The 16,307-nt window shown below is 68.0% G+C and carries 18 protein-coding genes; 12 read left to right on the forward strand and 6 right to left on the reverse strand.

Features of this window, described 5'->3' with window-relative positions:
• Positions 1-4: 4 nt before the first annotated feature.
• The 3 genes from bioD to bioF are packed head-to-tail and all read right to left on the reverse strand — an operon-like array spanning position 5 to position 3,308.
• Positions 5-1,441, reverse strand: coding sequence for a dethiobiotin synthase (bioD, locus tag AVE30378_RS06365; protein WP_129239921.1), 1,437 nt, complete (start codon positions 1,439-1,441; stop codon positions 5-7).
• Entirely contained in the window at positions 1,438-2,121 is a 684-nt protein-coding gene (locus AVE30378_RS06370; RefSeq protein ID WP_244234981.1) for an alpha/beta fold hydrolase, read from the reverse strand. The genes bioD and AVE30378_RS06370 overlap by 4 nt, the downstream gene beginning before the upstream one ends.
• Positions 2,121-3,308, reverse strand: coding sequence for an 8-amino-7-oxononanoate synthase (gene bioF, locus AVE30378_RS06375; RefSeq protein ID WP_129239922.1), 1,188 nt, complete (start codon positions 3,306-3,308; stop codon positions 2,121-2,123). The genes AVE30378_RS06370 and bioF overlap by 1 nt, the downstream gene beginning before the upstream one ends.
• Before the next feature lie 142 nt (positions 3,309-3,450).
• On the opposite strand from bioF, the gene AVE30378_RS06380 reads away from it, so the two are divergent.
• From AVE30378_RS06380 to AVE30378_RS06425, 10 genes are all read left to right on the forward strand, one after another.
• Entirely contained in the window at positions 3,451-4,719 is a 1,269-nt protein-coding gene (locus tag AVE30378_RS06380) for an adenosylmethionine--8-amino-7-oxononanoate transaminase (protein ID WP_129239923.1), read from the forward strand.
• Between the two features lie 97 nt (positions 4,720-4,816).
• Positions 4,817-5,791: a P-type ATPase actuator domain-containing protein gene (locus tag AVE30378_RS06385; RefSeq protein WP_129239924.1), complete on the forward strand. Its 975-nt coding sequence runs from the start codon at positions 4,817-4,819 to the stop codon at positions 5,789-5,791.
• Entirely contained in the window at positions 5,788-5,949 is a 162-nt protein-coding gene (gene ccoS / locus AVE30378_RS06390; RefSeq protein ID WP_129239925.1) for a cbb3-type cytochrome oxidase assembly protein CcoS, read from the forward strand. Before AVE30378_RS06385 ends, ccoS begins: the two co-directional genes overlap by 4 nt.
• A 166-nt stretch (positions 5,950-6,115) precedes the next feature.
• A complete protein-coding gene (gene ccoN, locus AVE30378_RS06395; RefSeq protein ID WP_129239926.1) occupies positions 6,116-7,603 on the forward strand; it encodes a cytochrome-c oxidase, cbb3-type subunit I in 1,488 nt (495 codons plus the stop codon).
• A gap of 10 nt (positions 7,604-7,613) precedes the next feature.
• The gene (ccoO, locus tag AVE30378_RS06400) at positions 7,614-8,333 is read left to right on the forward strand and encodes a cytochrome-c oxidase, cbb3-type subunit II (protein ID WP_129239927.1); all 720 of its coding nucleotides are present in this window, start codon (positions 7,614-7,616) and stop codon (positions 8,331-8,333) included.
• 2 nt (positions 8,334-8,335) lie between these two features.
• Complete coding sequence (locus AVE30378_RS06405) at positions 8,336-8,512, forward strand: cbb3-type cytochrome oxidase subunit 3 (protein ID WP_129239928.1); 177 nt, start codon at positions 8,336-8,338, stop codon at positions 8,510-8,512.
• Complete coding sequence (ccoP, locus tag AVE30378_RS06410; protein ID WP_129239929.1) at positions 8,509-9,456, forward strand: cytochrome-c oxidase, cbb3-type subunit III; 948 nt, start codon at positions 8,509-8,511, stop codon at positions 9,454-9,456. Before AVE30378_RS06405 ends, ccoP begins: the two co-directional genes overlap by 4 nt.
• Before the next feature lie 73 nt (positions 9,457-9,529).
• Positions 9,530-11,020 (forward strand): cytochrome c oxidase accessory protein CcoG, encoded by a 1,491-nt coding sequence (ccoG, locus tag AVE30378_RS06415; protein WP_129239930.1) that lies wholly within the window; start codon positions 9,530-9,532, stop codon positions 11,018-11,020.
• Between the two features lie 20 nt (positions 11,021-11,040).
• Complete coding sequence (locus AVE30378_RS06420; protein ID WP_129239931.1) at positions 11,041-11,250, forward strand: FixH family protein; 210 nt, start codon at positions 11,041-11,043, stop codon at positions 11,248-11,250.
• 16 nt (positions 11,251-11,266) lie between these two features.
• Positions 11,267-11,503: a hypothetical protein gene (locus AVE30378_RS06425; RefSeq protein WP_129239932.1), complete on the forward strand. Its 237-nt coding sequence runs from the start codon at positions 11,267-11,269 to the stop codon at positions 11,501-11,503.
• Positions 11,504-11,539: 36 nt separating this feature from the next.
• Here the strand turns inward: AVE30378_RS06425 and AVE30378_RS06430 are convergent, their stop codons facing one another.
• Positions 11,540-11,878, reverse strand: coding sequence for a zinc ribbon domain-containing protein YjdM (locus AVE30378_RS06430; RefSeq protein WP_129239933.1), 339 nt, complete (start codon positions 11,876-11,878; stop codon positions 11,540-11,542).
• Between the two features lie 611 nt (positions 11,879-12,489).
• Here AVE30378_RS06430 and AVE30378_RS06435 point away from each other — a divergent pair.
• Positions 12,490-13,413: an ABC transporter ATP-binding protein gene (locus AVE30378_RS06435; RefSeq protein WP_129239934.1), complete on the forward strand. Its 924-nt coding sequence runs from the start codon at positions 12,490-12,492 to the stop codon at positions 13,411-13,413.
• On the forward strand, positions 13,410-14,171 hold the full coding sequence (locus AVE30378_RS06440; RefSeq protein WP_129239935.1) for an ABC transporter permease: 762 nt from the start codon (positions 13,410-13,412) through the stop codon (positions 14,169-14,171). The genes AVE30378_RS06435 and AVE30378_RS06440 overlap by 4 nt, the downstream gene beginning before the upstream one ends.
• 25 nt (positions 14,172-14,196) lie before the next feature.
• Here the strand turns inward: AVE30378_RS06440 and AVE30378_RS06445 are convergent, their stop codons facing one another.
• A complete protein-coding gene (locus AVE30378_RS06445; protein WP_129239936.1) occupies positions 14,197-15,282 on the reverse strand; it encodes an SDR family oxidoreductase in 1,086 nt (361 codons plus the stop codon).
• A gap of 33 nt (positions 15,283-15,315) precedes the next feature.
• Positions 15,316-16,293 carry a tripartite tricarboxylate transporter substrate binding protein gene (locus tag AVE30378_RS06450; protein ID WP_129239937.1) on the reverse strand — a complete coding sequence of 326 codons (978 nt, stop codon included), beginning with the start codon at positions 16,291-16,293 and terminating at the stop codon, positions 15,316-15,318.
• Positions 16,294-16,307: the final 14 nt, after the last annotated feature.

The raw sequence follows: 16,307 nt of genomic DNA on the forward strand, positions 1-16,307 counted from the left end.
CAGGCTAGCCCGCGACCGCCGGAGCGCCGCCCAGCGCGGCCAGGCAATCGTCCAAGGGAGGGATGCCCCGCGCCAGGGCCGCGACCGTCTCGGCATCGACCTTGGACAGCGGAGGAATCTCGGCCAGCACGCGCACGTTGCCGAAGCGCTCGATGGCTTCCTTGTTGCCCGCCGAGAGCGGGCCGCTCATGATGACGCCCAGCACGGGCACGCCCCGGCGCTTGAGCGCCTCCAGGCTGAGCAGGGTGTGGTTGATGGTGCCCAGGCCGCTGCGCGCCGCCAGCACCACGGGCATCCCCAGCCGCGCGATCAGGTCGATCATCATGTGCGTGTCGTCGATGGGCACATAGAGCCCGCCGGCTCCTTCCACGATCAGCGGCGCCTGGGTGGCGGGCGGAACGATGCTGGTCGCGTCGACGACGGCGTCTTCCAGCGTGGCCGCCGCCCAGGGCGACAGCGGCGCCTGGAGTACGTAGGCTGGCAGGTGCAGGCGTTCAGGCGGAAGCCCGGCCAGTTGCGCGACGGTTTCCGTGTCCCCCGGTTCCTCGGACACGCCGGTCTGCACCGGTTTCCAGTAGTCGGCGTTCCAGGCGCGCGCCAGGATGGCGGAGACGAGCGTCTTGCCGATGCCGGTGTCGGTGCCGGTCACGAAAACCCCGGTGGGGCGCTGGTTGTTTTTCTTCCACATACCGTAGGCCAGGTGATACGTCACCGAGGCTCCTTGTTCGTCGAACGCCGCCAGCACGCGCCGCAGCCCGGCCGCGCTGAGCGGCCGGCTTCCAGGGGCGGGCGTGGTGGCGCCTATGCCTTTCAGGCCTTTCAGGAAATGCAGGCCGTCAGGATGATTATGTATCAGGCGCTCGCTCCGGACGCCACCCGCCAGATTGCCCATGTCCGGACGGATGGCGGCGGCGGCGGGATAGGGCGGCGTGGCCGCGCCGAGGCCGGCCGCGAGATGGGCCGCTCGCCATTCGCGGAAGGTGCCGTCGGCCAGCGTCGCCACCGCCAGGCAGCCGTCCGCGGCCAGCATCGCCGCCAGCCGGCCCAGGCCGGCGTTCAGGTCGGAAAACCATTGCACCGCCAGGCTGGAGCAGATCAGGTCGTAGCCGCCGGGCAGCCCCAGCGGGTGCTCGCCGTCCAGCAACTGGTAGCGGGACGTTCCGGGCAAGGGCGGGTGGCGCTGCGCCGCCGCCAGCATGCCGGGAGAGATGTCCGTCACAGTCCAGTCGGCGGGTCCGAGGCGGCGCGCCAGCGCCCGGGTCAGCAGGCCGGTGCCGCAGCCGATCTCCAGGATGCGCGGAAACCGGGGCAGGGGCAGCAGGGCGATATCGCTGGCCAGGCGTTCGGCCGCGATGCGCTGCACGGGGGCATGCTCGTCGTAGCGGCCGGCGGCCGCGCCGAAGCGCGCGCCGACCCGGGCGTTGCGCGGCGCCTGCGTCATGCCCCGGGCGCCACGCGGGCAATGAAGGCGCGGATGTGCCCGGCGCACCAGGGCGCGTCCGAGACCGGCAGCAGGTGGCCGCCGCGTTCGCGCCAATGCAGATCGCCGGCGGGACGATCCGCGAAGGCCGCCCGGGTCATCGGGGCCGGCACGATGGGATCTTCCCCGCCCGCCAGGACCAGCAGCGGCACGCGCAGCGCGGCCAGCGCGGCGCGCTGGTCGTCGTCGCGCAGCGCCCGCAAGTCGCGGTCCAGCGCCTCGATCCGGGGTTCGCCGAAGGGCTCCGCCGCGCCGCAGCGCAGGCGGAAGTCCCGCAGCACCGCCGCGGGGTCCGCGGACAGGCGCTTCCCCATGCGGTCCAGCATGCGGGCCGGCACGCCGTCCTCGAAGCCGGGCCCGGCGGCGAAGCGCGGGAATCCGTTGATGGAAACCAGTCCCGCGCAGTCTTGCGGCAGGCGGCGCAACAGGCGCAGCGCGCCCAGCGAGTGGCCGATGGCGATGGCCGGGCCGGCAAGGTCCGGCTCCTGCGCCGGACCGAAGTAGCCGGCGTCGAAGACCGCCTGCGGCCAGTCGCGCAGTTCGGCGCGCAAGGGCGCCCAGACCGAGGCGTCGAAGGCCCATCCGTGGACGAACAGCAGGGTGGGGCGCGCGGCCGGCGCCGCCATGGAGGACCCGCGCATCACGCCAGCACGGCGGCGAAGCCGTCGATCAGCCGCGAGACGTCGGCGTCGCGGTGAGCGGCGCTCAGCGTGACGCGCAGGCGGCTGGTGCCGGCGGGAACGGTGGGCGGGCGGATCGCCACGGCCAGCAGGCCGCGCCGTTCCAGCCTGGACGCCATCTCCAGGGCGCGGGCTTCGTCGCCCACGATGGCCGGCACGATCTGGGTGGACGAGGCGCCGGTGTCCAGGCCCATCTCCCGCAGGGCGGCGCGCAGGCGGTCGCCGGCGGCCGCCAGCCGGGCGCGCTCGGCGTCCAGCGCGGGCACCAGGTCCAGCGCGGCGTCCATGGCGCCCAGCACCGCGGGCGGCAGCGCCGTCGTATAGATGAAGCCGGAGCATGCGTTGACCAGGTAATCGCACAAGGCGCGCGAGCCGGCCACGTAGGCGCCGAACCCGCCCAGCGCCTTGCTGAACGTGCCCATGGCCAGGTCGATCCGCCCCGGCGCCAGGCCGGCCAGCCCCATGCCGCCGGGGCCGAGCACGCCGGTGGCGTGCGCTTCGTCCAGGTAGACGAAGGCCTGGTAGCGGTCGGCCAGGTCGGCCAGGCGCGCCACGTCGGTGCGGTCGCCGTCCATGCTGAACACGCTTTCCGTGACGATGAAGCGGGCAACGGGCTTGCCCGCCGCCGCTTCCGCCCGCGCCGCCAGCAGGCTTTCCAGGTGGTCCAGGTCGTTGTGCCGGAACCGGATCTGCCGGGCGCCGGCCGCCTGGCAGCCGTGATGCAGGCTGGCGTGGTTGAGCTTGTCGGCGTAGAGCTCGACGTCGCCCTGGCCGGCGGCGGCGCGCAGCAGGGCGGGCAGCACGGCGGCGTTGGCCTGCCAGCCCGAGGCCAGCAGCAGCGCCGCTTCCGTGCCTTTCAGCCGGGCCAGCTTGGCTTCCACCTGTTCGTGCAGGTCCAGGTTGCCGCAGACCAGGCGCGAGGCCTGGGCGCCGGCGCCGTGGCGGGCCGCCCATTCGCGGGCGCGCTCGACCAGCAGCGGATGCCGGGCCAGCCCGAGATAGTCGTTGCTGGAGAAATTCAGGACGGGCGCGCCGCCCAGCACGATGCGCCCGGGGGCGGCGGCGGTGGCCGTGCGCAGGCGGCGGCGCACGCGGCGCGTTTCGGCCCGCGCCAACTCGGAGGAAAATAGCGAATCCAGCTTTGACATCGATCTGCCCTGCGGCGGCCGGGCGGGCGGGGGTGTCCGCGCCAGGCCGTAGAATGCGGGCCATTGTAGTGGAGGCGCAAGCCGCCCTTGCCGGGACGCGCCGGCGCGGGCGCGGCCTGCGCCGGCTTTCAGGAGGTGATCCATGCACACGCCCGACTGGGTGGCCCGGGGCCAACCCCACATCTGGCTTCCCTATGCCCAGATGAAGACCGCGACGCCGCCGTTGCCCGTGGCGCGCAGCCGCGGCAGCCGTCTCGAACTGGCCGACGGCCGCAGCCTGATCGACGGGGTGGCCTCCTGGTGGACCGCCTGCCACGGATACAACCACCCCCACATCGCGCAGGCGGTGCGCGCGCAACTGGACGCCATGCCGCACGTGATGTTCGGCGGGCTGACCCACGAACCGGCGCTGACCCTGGCGCGCCGGCTGGCCGGCCTGCTCGGTCCGGGGCTGGACCGCGTCTTCTATACGGATTCGGGCTCGGTGGCGGTCGAGGTGGCCATGAAGATGGCCCTGCAATTCTGGCTGAACCAGGGCGAGCGCGGCCGCAGCCGCTTCCTGGCGTTCCGGGGCGGCTACCACGGCGACACCTTCGGCACCATGGCGGTGTGCGATCCGGAGGAGGGCATGCACAGCCTGTACCGGGGCATGCTGGCCGAACACGACATCGTCGACCTGCCGCGCGGCGAGGCCGAACTGGCCGCGCTCGAGGCCCACCTCGACCTCCACGGCGAGCGTCTGGCCGGCATCCTGGTCGAGCCGCTGGTGCAGGGCGCGGGCGGTATGCTGCTGCACGATCCGGAAGTGCTGCGGCGGCTGCGCCGCCTGGCCGACCGGCACGGCCTGCTGCTGATCTTCGACGAAATCTTCACCGGCTTCGGACGCACGGGCACGATGTTCGCGTTCGAACAGGCCGGCATCCGGCCCGACATCCTGACCCTGTCCAAGGCCCTGACCGGCGGCACCTTGCCGCTGGCCGCCACGGTGGCCAGCAACCGGGTATTCGACGCCTTCTGGTCCGACGACCCGTCCCACGCGCTGATGCACGGCCCCACCTTCATGGGCAACGCGCTGGCCTGCGCGGCGGCCAACGCCTCGCTGGACCTGTTCGAGACCGAGCCGCGCCTGGAACAGGCCCGCGCCGTCTCCGCCGGCCTGGCGGCGGGGCTGGAGCCGTGCCGCGGACTGGACTGGGTGCGGGACGTGCGGGTGCTGGGCGCCATCGGGGTCGTGGAGCTGGACGGCATCGCCGACCGCGAGGCCCTCAAGCGGCGCCTGGTCGAGGCCGGCGTCTGGGTGCGGCCGTTCGGCAACGTGGTCTACCTGACCCCGGCGCTGACCATCGGCGAGGACGACCTGGCCAGCCTGACGCGGGCCGTGGCCGGCGTGCTGGGCCGGCAGCGCCCCTGATTCCGGCGGACGCCCGGGGACGGGGGTCCGGCAAGCCGGACCGGGCGCCTTGATTCAGATCAAGGCATGGGCTCGCCGCGCTGGTTACCATCGGCGCATGCGAGCAAAATCGATCTTCGCCGTCCCGGCCGGCCTGTCCCAGGCCGACCGCCAGCAGCGCCGCCATGCGCTGGTGCGCCTGTCGCTGGCGTGGCTGGCGATGATGCAGGTCATGATGTTCGCCTGGCCCGGCTACCTGCGCAATGACGGCATACCGGCGGACGCCTTGGAAACCCTGGACTGGGCCATCGTGCTGATGAACTGGGCCAGCTTCGCGCTGACCGTTCCGGTGGTCCTGTATTCGGCGTGGCCCATCTGGCGCCACGCGGGCGGCAACCTGCGGCAGGGCCGCGCCGGCATGGACGTGCCGGTGGCGCTGGGCATCGTCGCCGCCTTCATTCCCAGCGTCCACGCCACTTATACCGGCCGGGGCGAGGTCTATTTCGATTCGGTCACGATGTTCGTGGCCTTCCTGCTGACCGCGCGCTACCTCGAACTGTGCGCCCGCCAGTCCTTCGGCGGCGCGGCCGGTGGACTGCGCCATGAACGCATCGAGGCGCAGCGCCTCGAACTCGGCGCCCGCGCCGACCGCCTGGCCTCGCGCTTCGTCATGGTCCAGGTCGCGCTGGCGCTCGCCGCCGCGGCCGCCTGGGCCTACATCGACCCCGCGCACAGCATCCCCGTGATGGTGGCCCTGCTGGTGATGAGCTGTCCCTGCGCCATGTCGATGGCGGTGCCCACCGCCATGGCTTCGGCGCACTCCGCGCTGGCCGCCCATCCCAACATGCCCGACGCCGCGCTCGACGCGCTGCTGGCCGAGGCGCGGCGCAAGGCCCGCCAGAACCTCCACGGCTCGGTGGTCTGGCACCTGCTCATGACGCCGCTGGCGCTGGCCGGCTGGGTCACGCCGTGGCTGGCCGCCATCACCATGCTGGTGTCGTCGCTGGCGGTCGCCTACAACTCCTGGCGCCTGTGCCGCCGCGACTGGTCCGGCGACCTGCCTCCCGGCACCGCGCTGGAAGCGTCTCCATGACCATCCTCTACCTGCTGCTGCCCCTGTCCCTGCTGTTCGTGCTGGTCATCGGCGTGTCCCTCTGGTGGGCCGTCTTCAACGGCCAGTACGACGATACCGACGAAGCCGGCACAGCCATCCTGCGCGACGACGACAGCGGGCCCGCCGGCCGCGGCTGAGGCCGCCCGCTGCCGCGTTTTCCGTCGCGCCGGCGGCATTGGTCCGTTGCGCCGACCGCGTGTTCCCCTGCACGGCCAGTAGGGTTTGATCCATATCAACGTCCGTTTACGCGCCAACCCCCATCATTACAGCCTGGATCTATTTGTTTCTCTTTAGGGGAAGGTGATGAACGATTGCGCCGCAATCGCAAGCAAGGCCGATACCTTCAACTACAAGGTCGTGAGGCAGTTCGCGCTCATGACGGTAGTCTGGGGCATCGTCGGCATGGCCGTGGGCGTTTTTCTGGCCGCGCAGCTCATCTGGCCGCAACTGAACTTCGACACGGCGTGGCTGTCGTACGGCCGCCTGCGCCCGCTGCACACCAACGCGGTCATTTTCGCGTTCGGCGGCAGCGCGCTGTTCGCGACGTCGTACTACGTGGTCCAGCGCACCTGTCAGGCGCGCCTGTTCTGTGGCCCGCTGGCCGCGTTCACGTTCTGGGGCTGGCAGATCGTCATCGTCGCCGCCGCCATCACCTTGCCCATGGGTTTCACCAGCAGCAAGGAATACGCCGAACTGGAATGGCCCATCGACATCCTGATCACGCTGGTCTGGGTGGCCTATGCCATTGTGTTCTTCGGCACCATCATCAAGCGCCGGTCCAAGCACATCTACGTGGCCAACTGGTTCTTCGGCTCGTACATCCTCACGATCGCCATCCTGCACATCTTCAACAACATCGAGATGCCGGTCACGCTGTGGAAGTCCTACTCCGCCTACGCGGGCGTGCAGGACGCCATGGTGCAGTGGTGGTACGGCCACAACGCCGTAGGCTTCTTCCTGACCACCAGCTTCCTGGGCATGATGTACTACTTCGTGCCGAAGCAGGCGGGCCGCCCCATCTATTCCTACCGCCTGTCCATCGTCCACTTCTGGGCGCTGGCCTTCACGTACATGTGGGCGGGCCCGCACCATCTGCTGTACACCTCGCTGCCCGACTGGACCCAGTCGCTGGGCATGACGTTCTCGCTGATCCTGCTGGCGCCGTCGTGGGGCGGCATGATCAACGGCATCATGACCCTGCAGGGCGCCTGGTACAAGCTGCGCACCGATCCGATCCTGAAGTTCATGGTGACGGCGCTGTCGTTCTACGGCATGTCTACCTTCGAAGGCTCGATGATGTCGATCCGCACCGTCAACGCGCTGTCGCACTACACGGACTGGACCATCGGCCACGTCCACTCGGGCGCGCTGGGCTGGGTCGCCATGATTTCCTTCGGCTCGCTCTACTACCTGATCCCGCGCCTCTACGGCCGTGAAAAGATGTACAGCGTGAAGGCCATCGAACTGCACTTCTGGATCGCGACCATCGGCGTGGTGCTCTACATCGCCGCCATGTGGATCGCCGGCGTGCAGCAAGGCCTGATGTGGCGCGACACCGCAAGCGACGGCACGCTGGTCTACAGCTTCGTCGAAGAACTGAAGACGCGGGTCCCGTATTACCTGATCCGCCTGCTGGGTGGCACGCTGTTCCTGTCGGGTGTGTTCGTCATGGCCTGGAACGTGTGGATGACGGTGCGCGGCGCGCGCCCGGTCAACCCCGCCATTCCCCTGGACGATCCCCATGCCGCGCGTCCGTCGGTCCCCGTGACCGCCGTGCCGGCCACTGTTTGACGAGGACATCATGGCCAACAAGCAACACGGCTTCTTTTCTCACGAAACGCTCGAGAAGAACATCGGCTGGATGATCATCGCCAGCATCCTGGTGGTGTCCTTCGCGGGCCTGGTCCAGATCGTTCCGCTGTTCTTCCAGCACAGCACGACCCAGACCGTCGCGGGCGTCGAGCCCTACAGCCCGCTGCGGCTGATGGGCCGCGACATCTACATCCGCGAAGGCTGCGTCGGCTGTCACTCGCAGCAGGTGCGGGTGCTGGCTGCGGAAGTGCAGCGCTACGGCTCGTACTCGGTCGCGGCGGAATCGGTCTTCGACCATCCGTTCCTGTGGGGCTCCAAGCGCACGGGTCCCGACCTGGCGCGCGTGGGCGAACGCTACTCCGACGACTGGCACCGCATCCACCTGCGCGATCCGCGCAAGGTGGTGCCGGAATCCAACATGCCCGCCTACCCCTGGCTGGAAAAGACGGTCATCACCGGCGAGAACGTGGACCAGCGCATGCGCGCCCTGCGCACGCTGGGCGTGCCTTACACGGACGAGGAAATCGCCGCCGCGCCCAAGGCCATCGAAGGCAAGACCGAGGAAGACGCGCTGGTCGCGTACCTGCAGGGCCTGGGCGTCGGCATGCGCAAGGCCAAGCAGGCCGAGCAGGCGAAACAGGCGGAAGCGGCCAAGAAGGCGGCCCAGTCCGCCGAGCAGCCGGCCGCGCCGGCCGCCACGGGAGGCTGATCATGCTGGGCTACCTGAGCGCAATCGTCACCGCCATCTCGATGGCGACATTCTTCGGCATCGTCTGGTGGGCCTGCTCGCGCGGCCGCCAGGGCGCCAACCGCGAATCGGCCATGCTGCCGTTCGCACTGCCCGATGAATTCGGGCCGGGACAACAAGATGGAGCGAATCGGTCATGAGCGATTTCGTTAATGGCTTTTGGGGGTATTTCATCTCGATCGTCGCCGTGGGCGGCGTGCTCTGGTGCGTCTGGCTGCTGTACACGCAGCGCCGCTGGCTCAACACCAAGCCGGCCAGCGGCCAGGTCGAGGACACGGGCCACGTCTGGGACGGCGACCTGACCGAGCTCAACAACCCGGTGCCGGGCTGGTGGACCTGGATGTACCTGCTGGCCTGCGCCTTCGCGCTGGGCTACCTGTTCTTCATGCCCGGCCTGGGCGAGTACAAGGGCCAGTTGGGCTACAGCAGCACGCAGGAAGTCGCGCAGCAGCAGGCCAAGATGGCCGAGGCCGTCCGCCCGATCTACGCGCGTTTCGAGACCATGGACATTCCGCAGATCGCCCAGGATCCGGGCGCCCGCGAAATCGGCCAGCGCCTGTTCCTGAACACCTGCGCGCAGTGCCATGGCTCCGACGCCAAGGGCGGCCCCAGCTTCCCCAACCTGGCGGACGGCGACTGGCTGCACGGCGGCTCTCCGGAAGCCATCACGCAGACCATCACCCAGGGCCGCATCGGCGTGATGCCTCCGTGGAAGGCGGCGATCGACGCCAAGACGGCCGGCGACATCGCGCAGTACGTGCGTTCGCTGTCCGGCCTGACCGCCGATCCGGTCCGCGTGTTCCGCGGCAAGCGCGAGTTCGCCAACTTCTGCGTCGCCTGTCACGGCGTCGACGGCAAGGGCAACCAGGCGCTGGGCGCGCCCAACCTGACGGACGACGTCTGGCTCTACGGCAGTTCCGAGGCCACCATCGTGAAGACGATTCTGGACGGCCGCGACAACCGGATGCCCGCGCACCAGGACATCCTGTCGCCCGAGCAGATCAAGATCCTGACGGCGTGGGTCTGGGGCTTGTCGAACAAGCCCGACGCGGCGCCCCAGGCATCGGCCGAGGCGGCGAAGTAAAGGCATCCGCGGCGCTTGGATAGGGGCGCGAAAGCGCCCCCATATCGATTGGACTTACAGCAGGGAGCAGCAAATGGAAGATGGGTCAACCGCAAGCGTCGGCAATTCGCCTGGCGGTGACCCGCCGCCCTGGCGGCCGCATGTGAGGCCGCCGCGTCCCGGCCAGGAGACCCTGGAACAGACGCTGGCGGGTGTGCGCAGCAAGATCTATCCGCGATCCGTCAGCGGCATCTTCGCCCGCTGGCGCATCGCGTTTGTCTTTGCCACGCAACTGATTTTCTACGGCCTGCCCTGGCTCCAGTGGAACGGGCGCCAGGCGGTGCTGTTCGACCTGGGCGCGCGCAAGTTCTATCTCTTCGGCCTGGTGCTGTGGCCGCAGGACGTCGTCTACCTGGCGGTGCTGCTGGTCATTTCCGCGCTGGCGCTGTTCCTGTTCACCGCGGTGGCGGGGCGCCTGTTCTGCGGCTACGCCTGTCCGCAGACCGTCTACACCGAAATCTTCATGTGGATCGAGCGCAAGGTCGAAGGCGACCGCGTCGCGCGCATCCGCCTGGACGAATCGCCATGGTCCTGGCACAAGGCGCGCCTGAAGCTGACCAAGCATTTCCTGTGGATCGCGCTGGCATGGTGGACCGGCTCCACCTTCATCGGCTACTTCGCGCCCATACGCGAACTGGGCCACGAACTCTACGCCTTGCAACTGGGGCCGTGGCAGTGGTTCTGGATGCTGTTCTACGGCTTCGCCACCTGGGGCAACGCCGGTTTCATGCGCGAATCGGTGTGCAAGTACATGTGCCCCTACGCGCGTTTCCAGAGCGTGATGGTGGACCCGGACACCTTCGTGGTCACCTACGACAAGCGCCGCGGCGACCCCAGGGGCGGGCGCTCGCGCAAGATCGACCACAAGGCGGCGGGGATGGGCGATTGCGTCGATTGCAGCCTGTGCGTGCAGGTCTGTCCGACGGGCATCGACATCCGCGACGGCCTGCAATACATGTGCATCGGCTGCGGCGCCTGTATCGACGCCTGCGAACAGGTCATGGACAAGATGCAGTACGAGCCGGGGCTGATCCGGTACACCTCGGAACGCGCGATGCTCGACGGCCTGTCCGCCAAGAGCGCGCGGTCCCACTTGCTGCGCCCGCGCGTGTTGATCTACGGCACGCTGATCCTGGGGCTGGCGGTCGCGTTCGTCGTGTCGCTGGCCATGCGCAACCCCCTGCGCGTCGACGTCATCCGCGACCGCGGCGCGCTGGGACGCGAGGTGGCCGGCGGCCTGATCGAGAACGTCTACCGGCTCCAGATCATCAACACGTCCGACCAGCCCATGCACCTGCGCCTGTCGGCCGAGGGCATGGCGGGCCTGGCCGTGCTGGCCGGCCAGCAGGGTTCCGACACGGTCGACGTGGAGCCCGCGGCCAACAAGCTGGTGCCGATGGTGATCCGCGCCCCGGCCGGCTCGCAGCCCGGCGCCCACGCCATCACGCTGCGCGCGCGCGGCCAGGACGGCGAGAACCGCCAGATCGAAACCGACGAAGCCGCCAGCTTCTACGTCCCCGAGTAAGCACTGAAAAGGATATGTCCATGAACGCCGCCCAACCCGCGAAGCCCGCCAAACCCTGGTACCGTGAACCCTGGCCCTGGATCCTGATGGCCGGGCCCTTCGCGGCCATGGTCGGCTGCTTCGTCACGATCTATTTCGCGTTCACGAACTTCAGCAACCAGCCGATCCAGGAGGGCGTCGTCAAGCGCGGCCTGGTCATCGAGCAGGCCGCGCCGAACGCCAATCCGTAAACGGGGGAATGCACAGATGGGCTTGCGATCGTTGATGTGGATACTGTGGCCGTCGTTCCTGGCGGCCGCGGCGGGGAGCGCGCTGATATTCGCCCTGATCGACCCCCTGGACGTGGCGATCTTCGGCCACGTGCCGACAGGGCGCACGGGCTTCTACACCGTGTCGTTCTTCGTGCTGTGGGTGATGGCCGGACTGTCCAGCACGCTCACGGCCTACCTGATGCCCAAGCCCGAGGAAGACGAAGACCTGTAGCGGTGCGCGGCGGGTTTCCGCCACGCGCCCGGGGCCCTAGACCTTCTTGACGAATTCCGACTTGAGGCTCATGGGGCCGAAGCCGTCGATCTTGCAGTCGATGTCGTGGTCGCCATCGACCAGCCGGATGCCCTTGACCTTGGTTCCCATCTTGATCACGCCACCGGAGCCCTTGAGCTTCAGGTCCTTGATGACGGTGACGGTGTCGCCGTCCTGAAGCACGTTGCCGGCCGAATCGCGGTAGACCCGGGCTTCCTCGGCGGCTTCGGCCGCCTGCGGCGGCCATTCGTGCGCGCATTCGGGGCAGATGTAGACGCCGCTGTCTTCATAGGTGAATTCGGACTGGCATTTCGGACAGGCGGGCAGGGCGCTCACGGGTAAACCTCTGGTGCAAAAACGGCGCGGTACGCGCAACGCGTAAGTATACGGCGCAGCAGCGCGCGCCGTCCGTTGTAGGCGCGGGTGTCTGACACCCGTACGGCAAGGAGCGACGGGCTTGAAGCAGCGTAGCGGGGTGTCTGACACCAATCGGGGCGGCGATAGCGTTTCCCCCGGGGGTGTCAGACACCCGGCTACACCTCTGTAAGCCGTGCCGTCATCTCGTAGGGGTGTCTGACACTTGCCTACCCCCGCGCGCTGCGCGCCGCCGCCTCAGGCGCAGGTGTCTGACACCCGTACGGCAAGGAGCGACGGGCTTGAAGCAGCGCATCGGGGTGTCAGACACCGATCGGGGCGGCGATACCGTTTCCCCCGAGTGTCAGACACCCGGCGGCACCTCTGCAAACCGTGCGGTCATCTCGTAAGGGTGTCTGACACTTGCCTGCCCCGCACGCCGCCGCCTCAGGCGCAGGTGTCTGACACTTGCCTGCCCGCGCACGCCGCCGGCTCCGCCAGCTATTTCCAAAACACACTGTTCCGCCCCGCCAAACAAGCGGCGGCGGTGTGGCGGGTAAAATCCCTGGCTGTCGATCAAGTTGGGGGCGTGCGTGCAACCGGTCATTTCAATCCAGGACTTATCCAAGCGGTACGCTTCGGGTTTCCAGGCGCTCAAGAACGTGAACCTGGATATCCGGCGCGGCGAAATCTTCGCCCTGCTTGGACCGAACGGCGCGGGCAAGACGACGCTGATCAGCATCATCTGCGGCATCGTCAACCCCACCGCAGGCAAGGTGCTGGCCGACGGCCATGACATAGTGTCCGAGTTCCGCGCGGCGCGCGCCAAGATCGGGCTGGTGCCGCAGGAAATCTCCACGGACGCGTTCGAGACCGTCTGGAATACCGTCAATTTCAGCCGCGGCCTGTTCGGCAAGCCGACCGACCACGCCTACATCGAAAAGGTGCTGCGCGACCTGTCCCTGTGGGACAAGAAGGACAGCCGCATCATGGCGCTGTCGGGCGGGATGAAGCGCCGGGTCATGATCGCCAAGGCGCTGTCGCACGAGCCCGCCATCCTGTTCCTGGACGAACCCACCGCCGGGGTGGACGTCGAGTTGCGGCGCGGCATGTGGGAAATGGTGCGGCGGCTGCGCGAAAGCGGCGTCACCATCATCCTGACCACGCACTACATCGAGGAAGCCCAGGAAATGGCCGACCGGATCGGCGTGATCCGCAAGGGCGAGATCATCCTGGTCGAGGAAAAGCACGCGCTGATGAAAAAGCTGGGCAAGCGCCAACTGGCGCTGACCCTGAAGTCGCCGCTGCCCGGCATCCCGACGGCGCTGGAAGGCTTCCAACTGGACCTGTCGGCCGACGGCCACAGGCTGGTCTATACCTACGACAACCAGGGCGGCGGCGAGATTTCGCGGCTGCTGCACGAGCTGGGCAGGCTGGAGATCGAATTCACGGACCTGAATTCGTCGGAAAGCTCGCTCGAGGATATCTTTGTCAGCCTGGTGCACGGTCAATCATGAATTTCTACGCCATCCGCGCTATCTACCTGTTCGAAATGGCCCGCGCGTGGCGCACGCTGATGCAGAGCGTGCTGTCGCCGGTGATTTCCACGTCGCTGTATTTCGTGGTGTTCGGCTCCGCCATCGGCTCGCACATGGTGGAGATCGACGGCGTGAGCTACGGCGCCTTCATCGTGCCGGGCATGATCATGCTGTCGCTGCTGACGCAGAGCATCGCCAACGCGTCCTTCGGCATCTACATGCCGCGCTTTTCCGGGACCATCTACGAAATCCACTCGGCGCCCATCTCCTATGTGGAGATCGTCATGGGCTACGTCGGGGCCGCCGCCAGCAAGTCCATCGTCCTGGGGCTGATCATGCTGGCCACGGCGCGGCTGTTCGTGGACTTCCACGTGGCGCATCCGGTCTGGATGCTGGCGTTCCTGGTGCTTACCTCGGTGACGTTCAGCCTGTTCGGCTTCATCATCGGGATCTGCGCCGACGGCTTTGAAAGGCTGCAGATCATTCCGCTGATGATCATCACGCCGCTGACCTTCCTGGGCGGCACCTTCTATTCCATCAAGATGCTGCCCCCGTTCTGGCAGGCCGTCACGCTGTTCAATCCGGTCGTGTACCTCGTCAGCGGCTTCCGCTGGGCGTTCTACGGGGTGGCCGACGTCAGCGTGGGCATCAGCGTGGGCATGACGCTGGGTTTCCTGTTGGCCTGCCTGCTGGGAGTGCGCTGGATTTTCAAGACGGGCTACCGGCTGAAGGCCTGATCTTCCGCCGGGCCCGCGCGGTGCCTCAGGCCCGGGGGATGATCTTCCGGTCCATGAGCACGCCCAGCCAGTGCTTGACGGATCGCTCCGTGTCGAAGGTCTGGGTAAAGCCCGCCTGCTTGATCTTGACTGTGCTGACAAAAGCCGGCGGGGGCATTTCCTTCAGGCCGTAGCCGAACCGGGCATCCGCCGAAAAATGGGACTGCCCCAGTATCTCGTCCATGCTCAGGGGCCTCAGGCCGTGCTCCCGCACGAGTTCCGACCAGCGTTGCGCGCGGCTGGGCAGGTATTGCGCCAGCCGGACCGGCCGGTCCGGGCCGGATTCGAGGTGAAAGAAATCCGCCAGGCCGGGCCAGAGATCGCGCCAACTGAAGACTTCCCCGTTGGTCAGGTTGTAATGTTCGCCCCAGGCCGCGGGCGTGTCCGCCGCCCACGCGGCGGCATTGCCGATCAGGCGCACATCCACGGCTTCGCGGGGAAAGGCGATGTGGCCGGGATAGCAGAACGGCTGGCCTTCCGCGCGGCACAGCGACGCATAGACGCCGATGATGGGCACGGTATTCATGGCCACCCCCACATTGGGCCCCACCACGATGGCGGGGCGGAAGATGGTCCAGCCGAATCCAAGCTCGGCGGCCTTCTCCTTGATGTAGTCCTCCTGGAACCAATAGGAGTTCGGATGATCGTCGCGCGGCTCGCGCTCCCGCGCGGGAATGCGGATGGGATGCAGGTGCACGCCGTAGGCCTTCGTGCCCTGGAGCAGGGTCACGTGCCGCAGCCGGGCGGCCCGGCCCAGCGGCTCGATGACGTTCTTGATCATCTCCAGATTGGTGGACATCTGGTCGGCGTCCTGCCAGCCCGCGATCAGGCCGGGCTTTTCGTAGACGGCGGCATACACCACATGCGTCACCTGGGCCAGCGCGCTGAAGCAGGCGCGGCTGGCGTCGGCGTCCCGCAAGTCCACCGACAAATGGGTGAACGGCTTTTGGCTGAAGACTTCGGGGCGCCGGCGGGAAACGGCGATGACTTCCCAGCCTTCATCGAGGAACGCGTCGATGGCGGCGGTGCCGACCAGCCCGCTGGCGCCAGTGATGAGAACAGTGCGTGGCATCCGGTTACCTTGTTCGGTGTGTGTGTGGCCCGGTCAGTCCATGACCAGGTCGATCTGCGAGAACAGTTCCTTGAAGCGGGCGGATTCGTCCGCCATGCGCTTGCCGAACTCCTGCCGGCTGTCCGAGGCCGCCGCGATGCCCAGCGTGGCGAACTTCTGCTGCACGTCGGGATCGTGCACCGCCTTGGCGATCTCCGCGTTCAGGCGATCCAGGATTTCCACCGGCGTGCCGGCCGGCGCCACGATGCCGTACCACGCCACGCTTTCCGCGCCCGGCAAGCCCGCCTCGGCGATCGTGGGCACGTCGGGCAGCATGGGGGAGCGCTTCACGTCGGCCACCGCCAAGGCGCGCAGTCTGCCGGATTTGACGAAGGACAGGATGGGAGGCAGGCCGCTGATGACCATCTGCGTGCGCCCGCCCAGCGTGTCGGTGACGGCGTCGCTGTTGCCCTTGTAGGGGACGTGCAATATCTTGGTGTGCGAGTAGTGCTGGAACAGTTCGCCCGCGATGTGATTGCTGGTGCCCATGCCGGCCGAGGCGTAGCTGACCTTGTCCGGGTTGGCCTTGATGTAGCCGATCAATTCCTGAAGGGTGTTCACCGGCAGCGAGGGATTGACCAGGATCACATTGGGTCCGGTGGCCACCAGCGCGACGGGCGCGAGGTCCTTGGCCGGATCGTAGGGCATGCGCTTGCGGACGTTCGGATTGACGGTGATCGGCCCGGCGGACGCGAAGCCGATGGTGTAGCCATCCTTGGGCGACTTGGCGATGATGTCGGTGCCCAGGTCGCCGCCCGCGCCGGGCTTGTTTTCGACGATGACCGGCTGGCCCATCTGCTCGGACAGGGACTTCGCGACGAGCCGGGCGATGATGTCGATGGAGCTTCCCGGGCCATAGGTGGCGATCAGGCGGATAGGCCGGTCGGGATAGGATGGCGCGGCCGTCTGGGCGGCGGCGAAGGTGGCGGTCGCCCCCAGGGCCAGGCCCGCGAGCAGTCTGGATATCGTCATGATGTTGTCTCCTT

It is taken from the genome of Achromobacter veterisilvae (assembly GCF_900496975.1).
Classification (GTDB): Bacteria; Pseudomonadota; Gammaproteobacteria; order Burkholderiales; family Burkholderiaceae_B; genus Achromobacter; species Achromobacter veterisilvae.

What these genes read in the sequence shown, in the direction of transcription:
- ccoO (WP_129239927.1), top strand. Translation starts at nt 7,614, where the DNA reads ATGGCCAACAAGCAACACGGCTTCTTTTCTCACGAAACGCTCGAGAAG.
- AVE30378_RS06445 (WP_129239936.1), bottom strand. Translation starts at nt 15,282, where the DNA reads ATGCCACGCACTGTTCTCATCACTGGCGCCAGCGGGCTGGTCGGCACC.
- ccoS (WP_129239925.1), top strand. Translation starts at nt 5,788, where the DNA reads ATGACCATCCTCTACCTGCTGCTGCCCCTGTCCCTGCTGTTCGTGCTG.
- ccoN (WP_129239926.1), top strand. Translation starts at nt 6,116, where the DNA reads ATGAACGATTGCGCCGCAATCGCAAGCAAGGCCGATACCTTCAACTAC.
- AVE30378_RS06370 (WP_244234981.1), bottom strand. Translation starts at nt 2,121, where the DNA reads ATGCGCGGGTCCTCCATGGCGGCGCCGGCCGCGCGCCCCACCCTGCTG.
- AVE30378_RS06405 (WP_129239928.1), top strand. Translation starts at nt 8,336, where the DNA reads ATGCTGGGCTACCTGAGCGCAATCGTCACCGCCATCTCGATGGCGACA.
- AVE30378_RS06385 (WP_129239924.1), top strand. Translation starts at nt 4,817, where the DNA reads ATGCGAGCAAAATCGATCTTCGCCGTCCCGGCCGGCCTGTCCCAGGCC.
- bioF (WP_129239922.1), bottom strand. Translation starts at nt 3,308, where the DNA reads ATGTCAAAGCTGGATTCGCTATTTTCCTCCGAGTTGGCGCGGGCCGAA.
- AVE30378_RS06420 (WP_129239931.1), top strand. Translation starts at nt 11,041, where the DNA reads ATGAACGCCGCCCAACCCGCGAAGCCCGCCAAACCCTGGTACCGTGAA.
- AVE30378_RS06450 (WP_129239937.1), bottom strand. Translation starts at nt 16,293, where the DNA reads ATGACGATATCCAGACTGCTCGCGGGCCTGGCCCTGGGGGCGACCGCC.
- AVE30378_RS06440 (WP_129239935.1), top strand. Translation starts at nt 13,410, where the DNA reads ATGAATTTCTACGCCATCCGCGCTATCTACCTGTTCGAAATGGCCCGC.
- bioD (WP_129239921.1), bottom strand. Translation starts at nt 1,441, where the DNA reads ATGACGCAGGCGCCGCGCAACGCCCGGGTCGGCGCGCGCTTCGGCGCG.
- ccoG (WP_129239930.1), top strand. Translation starts at nt 9,530, where the DNA reads ATGGAAGATGGGTCAACCGCAAGCGTCGGCAATTCGCCTGGCGGTGAC.
- ccoP (WP_129239929.1), top strand. Translation starts at nt 8,509, where the DNA reads ATGAGCGATTTCGTTAATGGCTTTTGGGGGTATTTCATCTCGATCGTC.
- AVE30378_RS06380 (WP_129239923.1), top strand. Translation starts at nt 3,451, where the DNA reads ATGCACACGCCCGACTGGGTGGCCCGGGGCCAACCCCACATCTGGCTT.
- AVE30378_RS06425 (WP_129239932.1), top strand. Translation starts at nt 11,267, where the DNA reads ATGGGCTTGCGATCGTTGATGTGGATACTGTGGCCGTCGTTCCTGGCG.